Raw genomic sequence first — 15,554 nt, 5'->3', positions numbered from 1 at the left:
AGGCCGGTCATGGAACTCACCACCGTCTGGTTCATCATCATCGCCTTCCTGTGGACGAGCTATTTCTTCCTGGAGGGGTTCGACTTCGGCGTCGGCATGCTGCTGCCCGTCCTCGGCCGCAGCGACGTCGAACGGCGCGTCGTCATCAACACCATCGGGCCCGTCTGGGACGCCAACGAGGTGTGGTTCATCGTCGCCGGCGCCGCCATGTTCGCCGCGTTCCCGGAGTGGTACGCGACCCTGTTCAGCGGCTTCTACCTGCCCCTCCTCGCCATCCTGCTGTCGCTGATCATCCGGGGCGTCGCGTTCGAGTACCGGGGCAAGCGGGACGACGCGCGGTGGCGGTCCCGGTGGGACAAGGCGATCTTCTGGGGCAGCCTCGTCCCGGCGTTCCTGTGGGGCGTGGCGTTCGCGAACATCGTCCGCGGGGTGCCGCTGGACGCCGACCACGAGTACGCCGGGACGCTCGCCGACCTGCTCAACCCGTACGCGCTGCTCGGCGGGCTCACGACGATGATCCTGTTCGTCCTGCACGGGGCGGTGTTCTTGGCGCTCAAGACGTCCGGGGACATCCGCGTGCGGGCCCGTTTCATCGCAAGCATCGCCGCGATCGCGGCCATCGCCGCCGGCGGGAGCTTCCTGCTGATCACGCAGCTCGACCACGGCAAACCGGTGACCTGGCTGACCGCCGGGGGCGCGGCCGCCGGGCTGGCGGTCGCCGCCGTCGCCAACCGGAGGGGACGCGAGGGCTGGGCCTTCATCGGCACCGGCGCCGCCATCGTGCTCGCCGTCGCGACGCTGTTCACGTCGCTGTTCCCGGACGTCATGCCGTCCACCCTCGACGCAGCCGGCACCCTGACCACCGAAAACGCCTCCTCCACCCCCTACACGCTCAAGATCATGACGTGGGTGGCGGCCGTGTTCACCCCGATCGTGATGATCTACCAGGGCTGGACGTACTGGGTGTTCCGCAAACGCATCGGCACGTCCCACATCCCGACAACGGCCCGGAACACCCAGAATCCGCAGAATCCACCGAACTCCCCACCAAGCCCCCCGAACCCGCCAGACCCACCGAACCCGCCAGACCCACCGAACCCGCCAAGCCCACCGAACCCGCCAAGCCCACCGAACCCGCCAAGCCCACCGAACCCGCCAAGCCCACCGAACCCGCCAAGCCCACCGAACCCGCCAAGCCCACCGAACCCGCCAAGCCCACCGAACCCACCGAACGCGCCGAGCCCACCGAACCCGCCAAGCCCACCGAACCCACCGAACGCGCCGAGCCCACCGAATCCGCCAGGCCCGCCAGGCCCGCCAAGCCGACCGAATCCGCCGAACGCGCCGAGCCCGCCGAACGCGCCGAGCCCGCCGAGCCCGCCGAGCCCGCCGAACGCACGACCGACCGAGTCGGCGCGATGAAGCCCCTCGACCCCCGGCTGCTCAGGCACGCCCGGACGACCCGCGCCTTCCTGGTCGCGTCCGTCGCGCTCGGCGCCGCCACCGCCGGGCTGATCATCGCGCAGGCGACGCTGCTCGCCGACATGCTCACCCGTGCGTTCCTGGACGGCGCCGCTTTCGGCGACCTGCGCGTCCCGCTACTGCTCCTCCTCGCCGTCGTCCTCGGCCGGGCCCTCGTCGCCTGGCTGCAGGAGGTCGCCGCGCACCGCTCGTCCGCCGCCGTGAAGTCGCAGCTGCGTGCCCGGCTGCTCGCGCACGCGCTGCGGCTCGGCCCGCGCTGGCTGTCCGGCGAGCGCAGCGGCGAGCTGGCCACCCTCGCCACCCGCGGGATCGACGCGCTGGACGACTACTTCTCCCGCTACCTGCCGCAGCTCGTCCTCGCCGTGATCGTCCCGATGGCAGTGGGCGCGCGGATCCTGCTGGGCGACTGGTTGTCCGCCGTGACGATCGCCGTGACGCTGCCGCTCATCCCCGTGTTCGCGATCCTCGTCGGGCTCACCACCCAGCGGAAGATGGACCGCCAGTGGCGCATGCTCTCCGTCCTGTCGTCGCACTTCCTTGACGTCGTCTCCGGCCTCCCCACGCTCAAGATCTTCGGACGCGCCCGCGCCCAGTCGGACAAGATCCGCGAGGTCACCGACCGGCACCGCCGGGCCACGATGTCGACACTCCGGATCGCATTCCTGTCAGCGCTCGTCCTGGAACTCCTTTCGACACTCTCCGTCGCGCTCGTCGCCGTCTCCATCGGGCTCCGCCTCGTCGAGGGCGGGCTCGGCCTGGAGACCGCGCTGCTCGTCCTGATCCTGGCGCCGGAGGCGTACCTGCCGCTGCGCCAGGTCGGCGCTCAGTACCACGCGAGCGTCGAGGGCCTCACCGCCGCCGGACGGATCTTCGAGGTGATCGAAACGCCCGCCCCCGCCCCCGGCACCCGCACCACCGTCCCCGACTTGACCCGCGCCACGATCCGCCTGGACAACGTAACGGTCGCCTACGACAGTCGGGACGAACCCGCGCTCGACGGCCTCTCCCTCACCGTCCACCCAGGGGAAACGGTCGCCCTCACCGGCCCGAGCGGCGCCGGGAAATCCACCGTGCTCGCGTTGCTGCTGGGTTTCGTCCAGCCCGATTCCGGCCGCGCGTTGATCGACTGGACCGACCTCGCCGACATCGACCCGGACACCTGGCGCGCCCGCATCGCCTGGGTCCCGCAGCGCCCCCACCTGTTCGCCGGGACGATCGCCGCCAACATCCGCCTGGGCCGTCCGGACGCGTCCGACGCCGACGTCCGAGCCGCCGCCCAGGCCGCGAACGCCCTGTCGTTCATCGACGCCCTGCCGTCCGGCCTCGACACTCCCCTCGGCGAGCGAGGACTCGGCCTCTCCGCCGGACAACGGCAACGCATCGCCCTCGCCCGCGCCTTCCTGCGCGACGCGCCGCTCCTCCTCCTGGACGAGCCGACCTCGAACCTCGACGTGGAGAGCGAGGCGTCAGTGCTCGACGCCGTCCGCCGCCTGGCCGCCTCCCGCACCGTGATCCTGGTCGCCCACCGCCCCGCCCTAGCCGCCCTCGCCGACCGGACGATCCCCATCCCGTCCCACCCCACCCCGGTAACGACATGACCCCCAACCCCAGACCCCACGTGCCCGCCACTCACCACCCTCACCCACCCCGCCTGAACGCGGTCCATCCCAACACTCACCCGTCTCAGCACCTCAGCCAGACGGCCCGTCCGACACACCGGCTCAGGCAACGTCACACCGCCGCCCCACAGCACTCAGCACACGCAGCACGCCAGACACCAGCACACGCAGCACGCCAGGCAGCGGCAGACACAGCACGCCGCATATCGGCACGCGCAGCACGCCGAGCAGCGGCAGATGCAGGACTCTGGGTATTTGCAGACGTAGGGCACTGGGCAGCGGCAGACGCAGGGCTCCGAGTATTGGCAGACGCAGGACGTCGGGCAAAGGCACGCGCAGGGCTTCGGGCAGCGGCGGGGGCGGGGGCGGGGGCGGCGTGATTCTCCGGTTGCTCACGTTCGCTCGTTCCGCTCGGTGGCGGCTTGGCCTCGCCGTTCTGTTCGGCGTTCTGGCGCTTGGCAGTGGCGTCGGGCTCATGGCCACCTCGGCATGGCTCATCTCGCGCGCCGCGCAGCATCCGCCGGTGCTGATGCTCATGGTCGCGATCGTGGCCGTCCGCGCCTTCGGGCTGGGACGGGGCGTGTTCCGCTACGTCGAACGTCTCATCGGCCATGACGCGACCTTCCGGATCCTCGCGGACCTGCGCGCCCGCGTGTACGAACGGCTGGAACGGCTCGCGCCCGGCGGGCTTCCCACCTTCCGCAGCGGCGACCTCCTTAACCGGCTCGTCGCAGACGTCGACGCCGTCCAGGACCTCTACCTGCGCGTCCTCCTGCCCTGCACGGTCGCCGCTATCGTCGGCAGCGCATCCGTCGGCCTTGCCTGGGCCCTGCTTCCGTCGGCGGGTGCCGTCCTCCTGTGCGCCCTTCTCCTCGCAGGCGTCGTCGCCCCCTGGCTGTCGGCCGTTGTCGCGCGCCGTGCAGAACACCGCACGACCGACCTACGCGCAGATCTCACCACCCACGTCGTGGACACCCTGCAAGGCGCACCCGAACTCATCGCTTACGGCGCCGCCCCTGCGCACCTTGCCAAGGCAACCCAGCTAGACCGTGACTTCACCCGCGCGTCGGCCCGTTCCGCCACCACCGCCGGTATCGGTGCAGCAATTTCCGCTATCGCGGGCGGTCTGGCCGTCTGGGGCAGTCTCGCCGTCGGCGTACCGGCCGTCCGCTCAGGGACGCAGGACGGCGTGCTCCTAGCAGTGGTCGTCCTGCTGCCTCTGGCCGCATTCGAGGTCGTCGCCGGGCTCCCGCTGGCCGCGCAGTACCTGGAACGCGTCCGCCGTTCGGCCACGCGCATCTTCGCCGTCCTGGACACCCCCGAGCCAGTAACCGACCCAACCACCCCCACGCCCCTCCCAGCACCGCCCTACACCCTCAAGGTCGAAAAGCTCCGCGCCCAATGGACGCCCACTGGCCCCTACGTCCTAGACGACGTCACCCTGGAGCTAACCCCGGGCCGCCGTTGCGCGATAGTCGGCCCAAGCGGCTCAGGCAAGACCACACTCACCGCCGTCCTTCTCCGCTTCCTAGAACCCACCAGTGGCCGGACAGCCCTCAACGCAGTAGAACTGCCATCCCTGAGGGGCGACGACGTCCGCCGCATCATCGGCCTATGCGCCCAGGACGCCCACTTGTTCGACTCGACCATCGGCGAGAACGTCCGCTTGGCGCGCCCCACCGCCACCGACGACGAGATCCGCGAAGCCCTCCGCCGCGCCCGCCTCCTCGACTGGATCGACGCGCTCCCCCAGGGCCTCGACACGCGCGTCGGCGAGCACGGCGCGCAGGTGTCCGGCGGCCAGCGCCAGCGCATCGCCCTGGCCCGCGCCCTCCTCGCCGACTTCCCGATCCTCCTCCTGGACGAGCCCGCCGAGCACCTCGACCTCGAAACCGCCGACGCCCTCACCGCGGACCTCCTGACCGCCACCGAAGGCCGGACAACCCTGCTCGTCACCCACCGCCTCACCGGCCTGGACGCCGTCGACGAGATCATCGTCCTCGACGGCGGCCGCGTCACCGACCGCGGAACGCACGCTGACCTGGTGTCCCGCCCCGGCCTCTACCGATCCCTGTGGCGGCGGGAGCGCGCCGCCGAGCCGACTCCAATTTAAGTAAGTAAATTATTCCGAATCAGGTAAACCCGCGCCCGGTTCCATTCGTCCGGACAAATTGTCCGAGATTACCGAGAACAATTCCCCATCGGTCGGCATCACACCGAAGTACAGGATCCAATCGACCGGAACGGGGGATTCCACAGATGAAGATCTTGCTACGCGCAGTGCTCGGCGTCGCGGTGACGCTGCTGGCGATCGGCGCCGGCATGGGCGCGATGAGAACGGCGAGCGCGGACGGCCCGAACACCGATCCCGCGGTCGTCAAGGCCATCGAGTCGCAGCCGTGGGTGGAGCTGGGCCCTGGCGACAGCGACTACCGCATCGCCTCCATGCGCTGTTACCTGGTGCAGTTCCAGTTCTACAAGGACTGCACGCCGACGTCCGCCGGCGAGGGCTGGCCGTCGGACCTCTCGGCCGCGCTGGAGGACTACCAGGGATCGCACAACCTGCCCCAGACGGGCAAGCTCGACATCGAGACCTGGGGCGCGCTCCGTGACGACGGGGGCGAGGTCGGTGCGGGCAGCGGCCGGGTGGCCCAGATCAAGGGCATCCAGTACGCGATGAAGGTCCTGCAGGACCGGTCGCTCGTCGTGGACGGCCGCTACGGCCCGGCCACCACCGCGGCGGTCAAGGCCTTCCAGGAGCGCAAGGAGATCGACGCCGACGGAATCTTCGGCGAGATCACCTTCCGCGCCGCCTTCGCCCAGGGTGCCGAATCTCAGCGCACCCCCGGCCGCTAAAGGCCCTCAACGGCGGCCGCCCCGCCACTCGCGTGGCGGCCGCCGTCCCACATCCGGGGCGCATGTCCCGCCCGTCGCCGCACAGCCGCATATCGAGCGATTCGTTCACGTCGGCTACGAAAAAGGCGGCCTGCTATTAGGTCCCACCACTCAATCACGCTCCCGCAGCCACAACCGCACTCACCCTCCGGACCCGAGCACTACTGGCCGCGCTGGACGGCTGACGCGGACGAGAAGAATGACACCGCGTCCACCCCAATCGGCGTCGTCTTGCGCAGCAGCACGCGGCAAGCGTCACGCAAAAAGCCCTAGGCAGGACCGGAACGGTGAGTGGCAGGGGCCGCCTTCCTCGCGGCGGCCGCGAGCGTTTCGGCGTGTGCTCGCAGAATGCGGTGGTGCACAGGACAATCGTCGAGGTGGTCGTGCTCGCAGTCCAGGGCGTGCCGCAACGCTTTCTGCGCCCGCTGTATCTGCTGGACGCGCTCGTCGAGCTCACACAATTTCGCCGACGCCGCCGCTCGCCAGTTCGGCGCCGTCCGCCCGCTCGGACCGACGAGCAACGCGATCTCCGCCAGTGTGAAGCCGGCCTGTTTCAGCAGGTCGATGAGCGCGACCTGTTCGACGGCGTCCTCGTCGTAGACGCGTTTGCCACCCGCACGCCTGGCGGCGCGGAGCAGTCCTTTGCGCTCATAGAAACGCAGGGCGGACGACGCCAGCCCGGTGCGGGCCCGCAGTTCGGCCATCGACAGCTCACTCATTGACTTGAACCATAGTTCAACCTGGATGCTTGCCGACGTGAGGATTCGTACCATGCAACCCCGCGGCAGCGGGTGGAGGACATCGCGATGACAACGTCGAGTAGAACGCGCATCGCCGTGGTGACCGGAGCGGGCCGGGGGATCGGTCTGGCGATCGTCCGCGCGCTCGCCAAGGACGGTTTCACGGTCGTGGCCGGCACACGCACGACCACCGATGCCCTGCAAGCCGCAACCCCGGACATATACAGAATCGACCTGGCAACCCCTGACGGACCCGACCGCCTCATACAACACGCGCTCGAACGGCACGGCGCCATCGACCTACTCGTCAACAACGTCGCGGGCACTTCGACTCCCGGCGGCGGATTCCTCGAACTCGACGACGACGCCTGGCACCACACGCTCAACCTGACGCTCATGACGGCCGTGCGCACAATCCGAACGGCGCTGCCAAGCCTTCTTGAGCGGCGCGGCGCGGTGGTCAACATCAGTTCCGTCAACGCCCGCCTGCCGCAACCACGTCTGATCGCCCAGTCAGCCGCCAAAGCCGCGCTATCCAACCTCGGCAAAGCGCTGGCGGAGGAGTTCGGCCCTCGAGGCCTGCGAGTGAACACCATCTCCCCCGGGCCAGTCTGGACGGACATTTGGTCGTCCCCGGGCGGCCCCGGCGACCTCCTTGCTCAACGCGCAGGCATTGCCAGAGAGCACATCACCGACCAACTCCCGACGCGCATGGGCCTCTCAACCGGTAGCTTCGCCGAGCCCCAGGAGATAGCGGCACTCGTCGTCTTCCTCGCCTCCGGCCAAGTCCCCAACATGAGCGGTTCGGAGCTGGTAATCGACGGCGGCCTACTCAAAACCGTCTAATCAGGAAGCCATCCCAAGACGACGGCGCGAGGCCCGTCTCAACGACAGCGGTGTGAGGGCGGTGAATGCATCCGTCCTCCACCTGAGATCAGGTGGACATGTCTCCAGTCAGGTAGTCGGCCCGCCCTTCGTCGTCGAGGTTGAACGAGCCTTTGGGGATGATGCAGAACTCGTTTCCGTCGGGATCGGCCATGACGAGGAATCCACCGGGGTCGTATTCGGTCAGCCGACGTCCGCCCAGCGCCTCCACCCTGGCCTGTTCGGCAGCCGGATCGTCCGACTCCAGATCCAGGTGCAGCCGGTTCTTCCCGGCCTTAGAGCCGTCGTTGCGCTGGAAACCCACGCCGAACCCGTTCCTGCGTTCAAGCCAGACATACGGCCCGGCACGCGCGACCACCGGCCGGTCAAGCAGCTCACTCCAGAACGCCGCCAGCCGATCCGGATCAGCGGAGTCGATGATCACGGAGTTGATGTCCATGACCTCCAATCTGCCCGTAAGAGGCCGAACAACCCCAACCAGAAGGGCCCGGATACGAGGCGTCACCAGCAGATGACGGCGAGCGCCAAGAGGCCCCCTGAATGTCGTCGCGAACCTCCCGCTAACGGCCAGACAACGAACCTCGTGCAACAGACCAACAGATCGGCGTTGGGGGCACGATCCGCGCCGTGCAAGCTTCGACTTCCCGCCAAGGGCCGGTTTGTGAACGCTGACCGCCTCTGGCTACCGTCCTGCAGGTGAACGCCTTGATCGCGGCGAAGTGGTTCAGCTTTGGCGGCCTCTGCCTCGTCGCCGGCTGCCTGGCATGGCTCCGCATGCTCAACCTGCTGACCGGCCGGTACGCGCGAGGCGTTCCGCGCTGGCTGGCGGCATTGGCCGTGGTCCCGTTGACGCTGCCGGGCATGGCCGGCCTCTGGTTCGGCCTCGGCACCCTCGCGGACTGAACGTCCAGGCGAACGGGCACGCGACGGACGCGCGACGGGCACCGCGGCGGAAGACGTTACCGTGAAAGACAGGAGCCCAGGTCGGAAGCTTGGTTCTGACCTGGGCTTTCTGGTGAGTGGAGCCTAGGGGATTCGAACCCCTGACACCTGGCTTGCAAAGCCAGTGCTCTACCAACTGAGCTAAGGCCCCTTGAACTCTTGTTGTTTACCTGCGGAAACGTTGGATCGGCGTGACCGATGACGATCGTACACCGTTGGTAGAGCACAGGATTTCCGGACGGGCCGACCCGGTGGAGCACCGGTGACCGCCACTCGCCGGAGGTCTGAGACGCAAGCCGAAGTCGTCCAGTCGCCATGTCCCCGCCGCCGCGGACGAGGCCGCGCGAAGCCCGAACTCACGCCCGCCGACCTTTCCCAGAACGTCACGGCAGCGCCGATGATCGCTGTCGGTGGCCTCGTCGCGCGCTGGCCGTACTACGTGCTCGACGGCGCCGTCGAGCAGCGGTGTCCGGGCGTCGGCCGGGTCCTATTGCCCACGGCGCGGTCGGCAGGTCGCCGGAGTACTGCAGGAGGGGTCGTCCGCGGCCAGGGAATGCCGACGGCCCCCGTCCCTCCTCCGCTAATGCGGTTGCGGGACAGGGGCCTGGACCGGGGCCCTACTCGCCGATCTTCTTGCTGTAGAGCGTGATCGTCGCGTTCTCGGTGACGCGCGTCCCCGCGCCCGGCCTCTGCTTCACGACGACCCAGTTCCGGTCCCACAACAGCAGCCGGTCCTGACCGGTGGCGTCGACCTCGGCGAGTTTGAACAGCCCTGCGTCCTGCATGCGGTTCTGGGCGTCCTGGTGGTTCATCCCCACCACCCGCGGCACCTTGACGCGCTCCGGTGCGGTGGAAGGCGGGGTTGCTGCCGCGGACGTCGCCGGGGCGGCCTCCGCTGCCTCCGGCGTGGCCGTCTTCGTGACCGTGACCGGTGCCGCCGCCGGCGTCTCCTCCGGGGCTGCGCAGCCCGCGGTGAGCACGCCGGTAAGCGCGGCGAGAATGGTGATGAAGGTCCGCATGAGGGTCCTGTCAGTGTGAGGGTCAAGGTCCACAGCGGCGGAGGGCTGGTCCTGTGACGCCGGGCACATTGACAGGGTTGACAGCCGTCCGATTTCGGCCGGTGCGGACGTGGGCCGCGGCGACATGATCCCCTCGCCGGGCACTCGCAGGCCCTCAGCCCTGACGAACTACCGCCAGTCGACCACACCGCGACGATGGCGATGCAGCTTCGGAGCTCCGTGGAAGAGGCACCCGTTGGCAACGTGGCCGCGCAGGATCTCGGCGGGGCGCGGTGGGCGAGTCTCCAGGCGCACAACGTCGCGTGGAACTGGACCTTAACCGGATTCCAAGGTGCCCCGCAGATTTGCAGCACCGGCTTGTTGGAATGCCGTCCGGTGAACTGCGTGAGCCCGGTCGCTGAGGCGCCTCAGGCGCGAGCGCGCGATGGGCCTATCTGTGGTCGGCGGGCAGTGGGGTATTGGCGGGGGTGGGGAGGATGAGGGTGGGGAGGGCGGCGACGCTGGGGAGGATGTGGGTGGCGCCGGCGGTGAGGAGGCGGTCGCGGTCGTGGGCGCCGGTGAGGACGCCCGCGACGATGGACGCGCCCGAGCGGTGCCCGGTGAGCATGTCGTTGGCGGTGTCGCCGCAGACGGCGATGTGGCGGACGTCGTCCGCGCCGAGGCGGAGGGCGGCGGTGAGGACGAGGTCGGGCCACGGGCGGCCGCGGGGGACGTCCGCCGGGCAGAGGGTCAGGTCGACGCGGTCCCACCAGCCGAGGGTGTCGATGATGCGGGCCTGCGTGCTGCGGCCGAAACCGGTGAGGAGGCATACGCGGATGCCGGCGGCGCGGATGCGCAGGAGGGCGTCGTCGGCGCCGGGCACGGGCTTCAGGCCGTGGCGGTCGACGATGTCGTCGTAGGAGCGTTCGAACGCCAGGTTCGCCGCCTGGGCGCGGTCCTCGTCGAAGAGGGAGCGAAAGATGGCGATCTTCGAGCCGCCGCGCGATTCGTGGAACCGGGCGAGGGCACGGTCGTACGCCGCCGTGCCGGAGACGATCCCCAGGGTGGCGATCGCCTCGGCGAAGGCGGTCCGGACGGCGTCGCCGTCCGCGACAGTGGTCCCGGCGAGATCGAGGCAGGCGACGGTGATCGGGGCTGCTTCGTTCACGCCGGGGACCTTATCGCCTGCGTCGGGTGAACACTTCTCATCCCGGCCCGCGCCGGCCATGCCTCCGCGGACGGGCGGGATGAAAAATGCTCAGTTGTCGGACGACGTGGCCTCGGTCCACAGGTCCAGCTCGGCACGGTCCTGCTGCAGCCGGCGCCAGACTGCGAAGCCACCGAGTGCCACGACGGCCAGAATGAGCAGTTTCTTCACGGTGGGACCCCTTCACCTCGACTATTCAGTCAAACCCCGGGGGACCTCACATCAGCGACTGCTTCCCCCAGGCTCTCCGCAGCCTAGCAACCGTTCCCGGGCGATCAGCACCCCCTCACCGGTATCGGACCCGGCGTCCAAATTCTGGTGCGGATGCCCTCACCCCCGCGCCATCTCGCCGGGCCGCCGGGACCGCCGCATAATCCGGGGTGACGACCCTCGGGAGAGCCGATGGCTGAGGACGACTTCCGCCGCTGGGAACGCGAGTTCGATTCGGGCGCGCCGGACGAGGAGCCGTCCGGGGCCCGCGGGCTGGTGCTCGCCGCCGGGGTGACCGCGACGGGATGCGCCGCGATGATCGCGTTGGGCGAGGTGGTCATCGGGTCGGCCGGGCTGGTGCTGTCGTCGGTCATCTTGCTGCTGTGGCGGATCGGGATGTGAGCCCCCGCCGCGGCTGAGGGTGAGGATTGTTCACGTATGCGGCATCATCGCGGGATGGATCTGCGCGGAGCGAACGTCCTGCTGACCGGCGCGAGCGGCGGGATCGGGCAGGCACTCGCGGCGGCGCTGGCGGGGCGCGGCGCGCGGCTCGTCCTGACGGGCCGGCGGGTGGACGTCCTGGAACCGCTGGCCGAGCGGCTCGGCGGCGGCGCCCGGGTCGTCGCCGCCGACCTGGCGGACCGCGAGACGGCCGAGCAACTCCTGGACGAGGCCGAGCGGCTCCTCGGCGAGGCGGGCCGGGTGGACGTGCTGGTCGCGAACGCGGCGCTGCCGGCGTCCGGGCTGCTGGCCGACTATTCGATCACCGAGATCGACCGGGCGCTCGACGTGAACCTGCGGGCGCCGGTCGTGATGGCGAAGCTCGCGAGCGCGCGGATGGCCGATCGTGGCCGCGGGCATCTGGTGTTCGTCTCGTCGCTGTCGGGAAAGGCGGCGTCCGGGAACGCGTCCCTCTACAACGCGACGAAGTTCGGCATGCGGGGGTTCGCTCTGGCGCTGCGCGAGGACCTGCGGCCGCACGGGGTCGGCGTGTCGACGATCTTCCCGGGGTTCATCCGGGACGCGGGCATGTTCGCCGAAACCGGCGTCACGCTGCCGCGCGGCGTCGGCACCCGGTCTCCGGAGGACGTGGCGCGGGCGACCGTACGGGCCATCGAGCGGAACGTCGCCGAGATCGACGTGGCGCCGCTCGGGCTGCGGCTCGGGGCCAGGATCGGCGGGCTCGCGCCCGTCCTGTCGGCGGCGGTGCAGCGGCGCGCGGGCGGCGCGCGGGTCACGCGGGGCCTGGCGGACGGACAGCGCCGCAAGCGGTAGCGACAAATCCGCATCTTCAGGTGATAATCCGGAAACGTCCCCCTTGATCAGCGGGACGTGCCGGGCGCAGCGTCCCCCCGGGCGGCCCCCCGCCTGCCGCGTGCGCCGCCGCGAGGAGGTCTGCGCATGTGGACGGGTAGGACGACGGCGATCGGGGCGGCGGCCGTGACCGTCCTGTCCCTGTCTGCGGCTCCCGCGCGGGCGGCCGACCCCGCAGACGCGACAGTGGTCCCCGTGCAGGTCACCGGTGACCCCGCGAAGCGCTTCAACCTCGTGATCCTCGGGGACGGTTACACGCCGGCCGACATGCCCAAGTTCCGCGCCCACTACGCCGAACATCTCAATGACCTGTGGACGATCGAGCCGTTCAAGTCGTACCGCAGCTACATCAACGTGTACGCGGTCGAGATCCCGTCCGGCGAGTCTGGGGTGAGCTGCGATCCGTCGCTGTCGTCCCCACGCCGCACTACTCCGTTGAGCATGGCGTTCTGGAGCGGTTGCCGGGCGGACGGCGTTCAGCGGCTTCTCGTCATGGACTCTGCGGCGGCCAAGACGTACGCGGACCTCGTCCCAGGGACGACCACAGCAAATCGGCAGATTCTCGGGCTCGCCAACAGCGACACCTACGGCGGTGCAGGCGGCGCCTACGCGACAGCTTCTGGCGGGAACGCGATGTCCGCTCTCATCGCGCCACATGAGCTCGGCCACTCACTGGGTGGGCTGGACGACGAGTACGACTACTACCAGCGGGGTGTTCCCGGCGGGACGTACACCGGTCCTGAGCCCGACTCCCTCCACCACACGCTGCTGACCGAGCAAGACATGAAGGCGCAGAAGAAGAAGTGGTGGCGGTGGCTCGGTGAGCGAAGCGAGTCCGGAGGAACCATAGGACGGTACGAGGGCGGCATCTATTTCAGTAAGGGCGTGTGGAGGCCGAGCCAGCACTCGATGATGAAAACGCTGGGCTATTACTTCGACCAGGTGTCGCGCGAACGGATGACCCAGCAGATAGCAGCCAAGGTCAACCTCGTCCAGGCGCACACTCCCACGGCCGTGCCGGTGGGGGACGACCGTGTTCTGTGGGTCGAAACGATGCATCCGTCCGGTCACCAGCTGTCCGTCACATGGACGGTCGACGGGAAGGCCGTACAGAAGGGTGCCAACCTGGAACTGTCGCGGCTGCACCTGAAGAAGGGCACGCACACCGTCCAGGCGAGGGTCACTGACCCAACTGGCTTCGTCCGTGACCCGGCTGTACGTTCGTCGGCCGCGCTCACCCAAGTGCGCACGTGGACGGTCGACACCAGCGTGCAGACCCCGCCGGAGGACGTGCCCGTCGATTTCAGTTCGTCCACCCCTACCGACAAGCCTGTGGGCAGCGAATCGGTCGTGTACGTGGAGACGACACATCCGGTGCGGAGCATTCCGTCCGTTCGCTGGGAATTGGACGGACGACGCGTACGCGGCGGTGACCGGGACATCGATCTGGCACGGTTCCGCTTGTCCAAGGACACGCATCAGCTAGTCGCACGAGTCGGTTCCAAGACCCGGACGTGGACGATCGACGCGCAGGCCCCGACGGTGAAGTACGAACTGTCGAAGGCGACGCAGAGCCAGGTGCGCCCTGGCCGGACGCCCGAACACGTCTTCGACGGCCCGTTCACCATGCGCCTCACAGGCGCGGACGACCGCGCGGGCGTCGTGGTCTCCGAGTTCCGCGTCGACGGGGACGGCTGGTTCAACTACTTCGGCTGGCCGACCGACTCGTCCGCCCCCTGGCTGTTCACCGAGAACGGCACGGTCATCGACAGCCTCACCTACGGCAAGCTAGGCAAAGGCCGACACACCATCGAATACCGCGCCATCGACCCAGCCGGCAACATCGGAAAGCCGGGCAAGTTCATCGTCACACTCCGCTGACCAGCCGACCAAAGGACACTCGCCCGCTCAGGACGAACACGCCCACCAACACGCCGGCCGCGCGACCCGCGGACCCCCGCGAGCAAGCCGGCATCTGCGTGAGCGACGGGCACTTTCCGGCTATGAATATGGTCGGGACGGCTCTGATCGCGCTAGCTGAGTGTGTCCGTCCCAGCAGGTCAACAGGTCGAGGCCTCTTCGGACTCGGCCCCCGCGTCCCGGACAGACGCGGCTTCACCGGACGCAGCTCCAGTGGCCGTGGCGGCTCCAGCGGACGCAGCACCGCCGGACGCAGCTCCGCCGGACGCAGCTCCAGCGGACGCAGCTCCAGCGGACGCAGCTCCAGCGGACGCAGCTCCAGCGGACGCAGCTCCAGCGGACGCAGCTCCAGCGGACGCAGCTCCAGCGGACGCAGCTCCAGCGGACGCAGCTCCAGCGGACGCAGCTCCGCCAGGCGCGGCATCGGCGGACGCGGCATCGGCGGGTGCGGGGCTGCGGTGGGCGGTCGCCAGGACGGAACCGCCGAGGATCAGCGCGAATGAGGCGATGATCGTCCCGGTGAGGGGCTCGCTGAGGAACACGACCCCGGCGACGACCGCGACGGCCGGGTTCACATAGGTGAACACCATGCCCCTGGACGTGCCGACCTCCCGGATCAGCTCGAAGAACACGATGAACGCCGCCGCCGTGCAGACGAGCCCGAGCCCGATGAGCGCGGCGAGGACACGTCCGCTCGGCATCGACTCCGGCCAGGTGGCGGCCGCCGGGCCGGTGTAGACGAGCGCGGCGATGGCCAGCGAGAACGCGGCCAGCTGCAGGCTGGGCAGGTCCCGCAGCCGCCGGGTCGCGATCATCGGGGCGATGGAGTAGCCGAGCGCGACCAGCATGACCTCGCCGATCGCCCACGCGCTGCCGCCGCCGAGATGCGGACCGGCGAGGACCCCGACCCCGACCAGCCCGACCAGCAGCCCCGCCCACCGCACCGGCCCGAGCCGCTCCCCGTCGCCGGTGAGCCTGGCCAGCACCACCCCGACGATCGGGACGGCGGCGATCAGCAGCCCGGTCATCGAGCTGGTCAGCCGGGTCTCGGCATCCGACAGCAGGGCCCACGGCCCGAGGATCTCCACCGCCGTGAACACCAGGAGCGGAAGCCAATGCCGGCGGACCACGCCGAGCCGGCCCGCCCGGAGCGCCAGCGGCAGCAGGACGGCGGCGCCGAGCGCGGTCCGGGTGAACACGATCATCGCGACCGAGACGTCCTCGACCGCCACCTTGATCATCAGATAGGGGATGCCCCACAGGACGCTCATCAGCGCGAACAGCACCCAGCCACGGCGACTCAACACGACCTCCGTTCCCGTCCGTCCGACGAACGGACAGG

Annotated in this window: 14 protein-coding genes, 1 tRNA gene and 2 pseudogenes; 10 read left to right on the top strand and 7 right to left on the bottom strand. The window is 69.5% G+C overall.

Annotation, left to right across the window (positions count from 1 at the left end):
* Positions 1–9: 9 nt before the first annotated feature.
* The 4 genes and pseudogenes from cydB to ACH35V_RS16810 all read left to right on the top strand — a co-directional run.
* A pseudogene (gene cydB / locus ACH35V_RS16825) lies at positions 10–1,029 on the top strand (cytochrome d ubiquinol oxidase subunit II); the annotation flags it as partial.
* Between the two features lie 389 nt (positions 1,030–1,418).
* Positions 1,419–3,080, top strand: a complete 1,662-nt coding sequence (cydD, locus tag ACH35V_RS16820) for a thiol reductant ABC exporter subunit CydD (protein WP_395973283.1) — start codon at positions 1,419–1,421, stop codon at positions 3,078–3,080.
* Positions 3,081–3,477: 397 nt separating this feature from the next.
* Positions 3,478–5,214, top strand: a complete 1,737-nt coding sequence (gene cydC, locus ACH35V_RS16815; protein WP_395973281.1) for a thiol reductant ABC exporter subunit CydC — start codon at positions 3,478–3,480, stop codon at positions 5,212–5,214.
* Between the two features lie 146 nt (positions 5,215–5,360).
* Positions 5,361–5,957 carry a peptidoglycan-binding protein gene (locus ACH35V_RS16810; RefSeq protein ID WP_395973279.1) on the top strand — a complete coding sequence of 199 codons (597 nt, stop codon included), beginning with the start codon at positions 5,361–5,363 and terminating at the stop codon, positions 5,955–5,957.
* A 308-nt stretch (positions 5,958–6,265) separates the two neighbouring features.
* On the opposite strand, the gene ACH35V_RS16805 is transcribed toward ACH35V_RS16810, so the two are convergent.
* Entirely contained in the window at positions 6,266–6,715 is a 450-nt protein-coding gene (locus ACH35V_RS16805; protein WP_395973277.1) for a MerR family transcriptional regulator, read from the bottom strand.
* A gap of 87 nt (positions 6,716–6,802) precedes the next feature.
* Between ACH35V_RS16805 and ACH35V_RS16800 the strand changes: the two genes are divergently transcribed.
* The gene (locus ACH35V_RS16800) at positions 6,803–7,582 is read left to right on the top strand and encodes an SDR family NAD(P)-dependent oxidoreductase (protein ID WP_395973275.1); all 780 of its coding nucleotides are present in this window, start codon (positions 6,803–6,805) and stop codon (positions 7,580–7,582) included.
* 88 nt (positions 7,583–7,670) lie between these two features.
* Here the strand turns inward: ACH35V_RS16800 and ACH35V_RS16795 are convergent, their stop codons facing one another.
* Complete coding sequence (locus ACH35V_RS16795; RefSeq protein ID WP_395973274.1) at positions 7,671–8,060, bottom strand: VOC family protein; 390 nt, start codon at positions 8,058–8,060, stop codon at positions 7,671–7,673.
* Between the two features lie 257 nt (positions 8,061–8,317).
* Between ACH35V_RS16795 and ACH35V_RS16790 the strand changes: the two genes are divergently transcribed.
* A complete protein-coding gene (locus ACH35V_RS16790; RefSeq protein ID WP_395973273.1) occupies positions 8,318–8,524 on the top strand; it encodes a hypothetical protein in 207 nt (68 codons plus the stop codon).
* A 117-nt stretch (positions 8,525–8,641) separates the two neighbouring features.
* Here the strand turns inward: ACH35V_RS16790 and ACH35V_RS16785 are convergent.
* The 4 genes from ACH35V_RS16785 to ACH35V_RS16770 form a co-directional block, all read right to left on the bottom strand.
* A tRNA-Ala gene (locus ACH35V_RS16785) sits at positions 8,642–8,714 on the bottom strand.
* A 466-nt stretch (positions 8,715–9,180) separates the two neighbouring features.
* The gene (locus ACH35V_RS16780; RefSeq protein WP_395973271.1) at positions 9,181–9,582 is read right to left on the bottom strand and encodes a PASTA domain-containing protein; all 402 of its coding nucleotides are present in this window, start codon (positions 9,580–9,582) and stop codon (positions 9,181–9,183) included.
* Positions 9,583–10,012: 430 nt separating this feature from the next.
* Entirely contained in the window at positions 10,013–10,729 is a 717-nt protein-coding gene (locus ACH35V_RS16775; RefSeq protein ID WP_395973269.1) for an HAD family hydrolase, read from the bottom strand.
* A gap of 90 nt (positions 10,730–10,819) precedes the next feature.
* Positions 10,820–10,939, bottom strand: a complete 120-nt coding sequence (locus ACH35V_RS16770) for a DLW-39 family protein (RefSeq protein ID WP_211342807.1) — start codon at positions 10,937–10,939, stop codon at positions 10,820–10,822.
* A gap of 231 nt (positions 10,940–11,170) precedes the next feature.
* Here ACH35V_RS16770 and ACH35V_RS16765 point away from each other — a divergent pair, with 231 nt between their 5' ends.
* The 4 genes from ACH35V_RS16765 (at position 11,171) to ACH35V_RS16750 (ending at position 14,723) form a co-directional block, all read left to right on the top strand.
* The gene (locus ACH35V_RS16765; protein WP_131971342.1) at positions 11,171–11,380 is read left to right on the top strand and encodes a hypothetical protein; all 210 of its coding nucleotides are present in this window, start codon (positions 11,171–11,173) and stop codon (positions 11,378–11,380) included.
* A gap of 54 nt (positions 11,381–11,434) precedes the next feature.
* Positions 11,435–12,253 carry an SDR family NAD(P)-dependent oxidoreductase gene (locus ACH35V_RS16760; RefSeq protein WP_395973267.1) on the top strand — a complete coding sequence of 273 codons (819 nt, stop codon included), beginning with the start codon at positions 11,435–11,437 and terminating at the stop codon, positions 12,251–12,253.
* Positions 12,254–12,379: 126 nt separating this feature from the next.
* Positions 12,380–14,173, top strand: a complete 1,794-nt coding sequence (locus tag ACH35V_RS16755; RefSeq protein WP_395973265.1) for a M64 family metallopeptidase — start codon at positions 12,380–12,382, stop codon at positions 14,171–14,173.
* 160 nt (positions 14,174–14,333) lie between these two features.
* The gene (locus ACH35V_RS16750; protein WP_395973437.1) at positions 14,334–14,723 is read left to right on the top strand and encodes a pentapeptide repeat-containing protein; all 390 of its coding nucleotides are present in this window, start codon (positions 14,334–14,336) and stop codon (positions 14,721–14,723) included.
* Here ACH35V_RS16750 and ACH35V_RS16745 read toward each other — a convergent pair.
* Positions 14,692–15,498 (bottom strand): annotated as a pseudogene (locus ACH35V_RS16745) (DMT family transporter); the annotation flags it as partial. The gene ACH35V_RS16750 and the pseudogene ACH35V_RS16745 overlap by 32 nt on opposite strands.
* Positions 15,499–15,554: the final 56 nt, after the last annotated feature.

The sequence above is a fragment of the Actinomadura sp. 1N219 genome, assembly GCF_044326405.1.
Classification (GTDB): domain Bacteria; phylum Actinomycetota; class Actinomycetes; order Streptosporangiales; family Streptosporangiaceae; genus Spirillospora.
The sequence above is the reverse complement of the archived record's forward strand: the minus strand, read 5'-3'. Positions and strand labels throughout refer to the sequence as shown.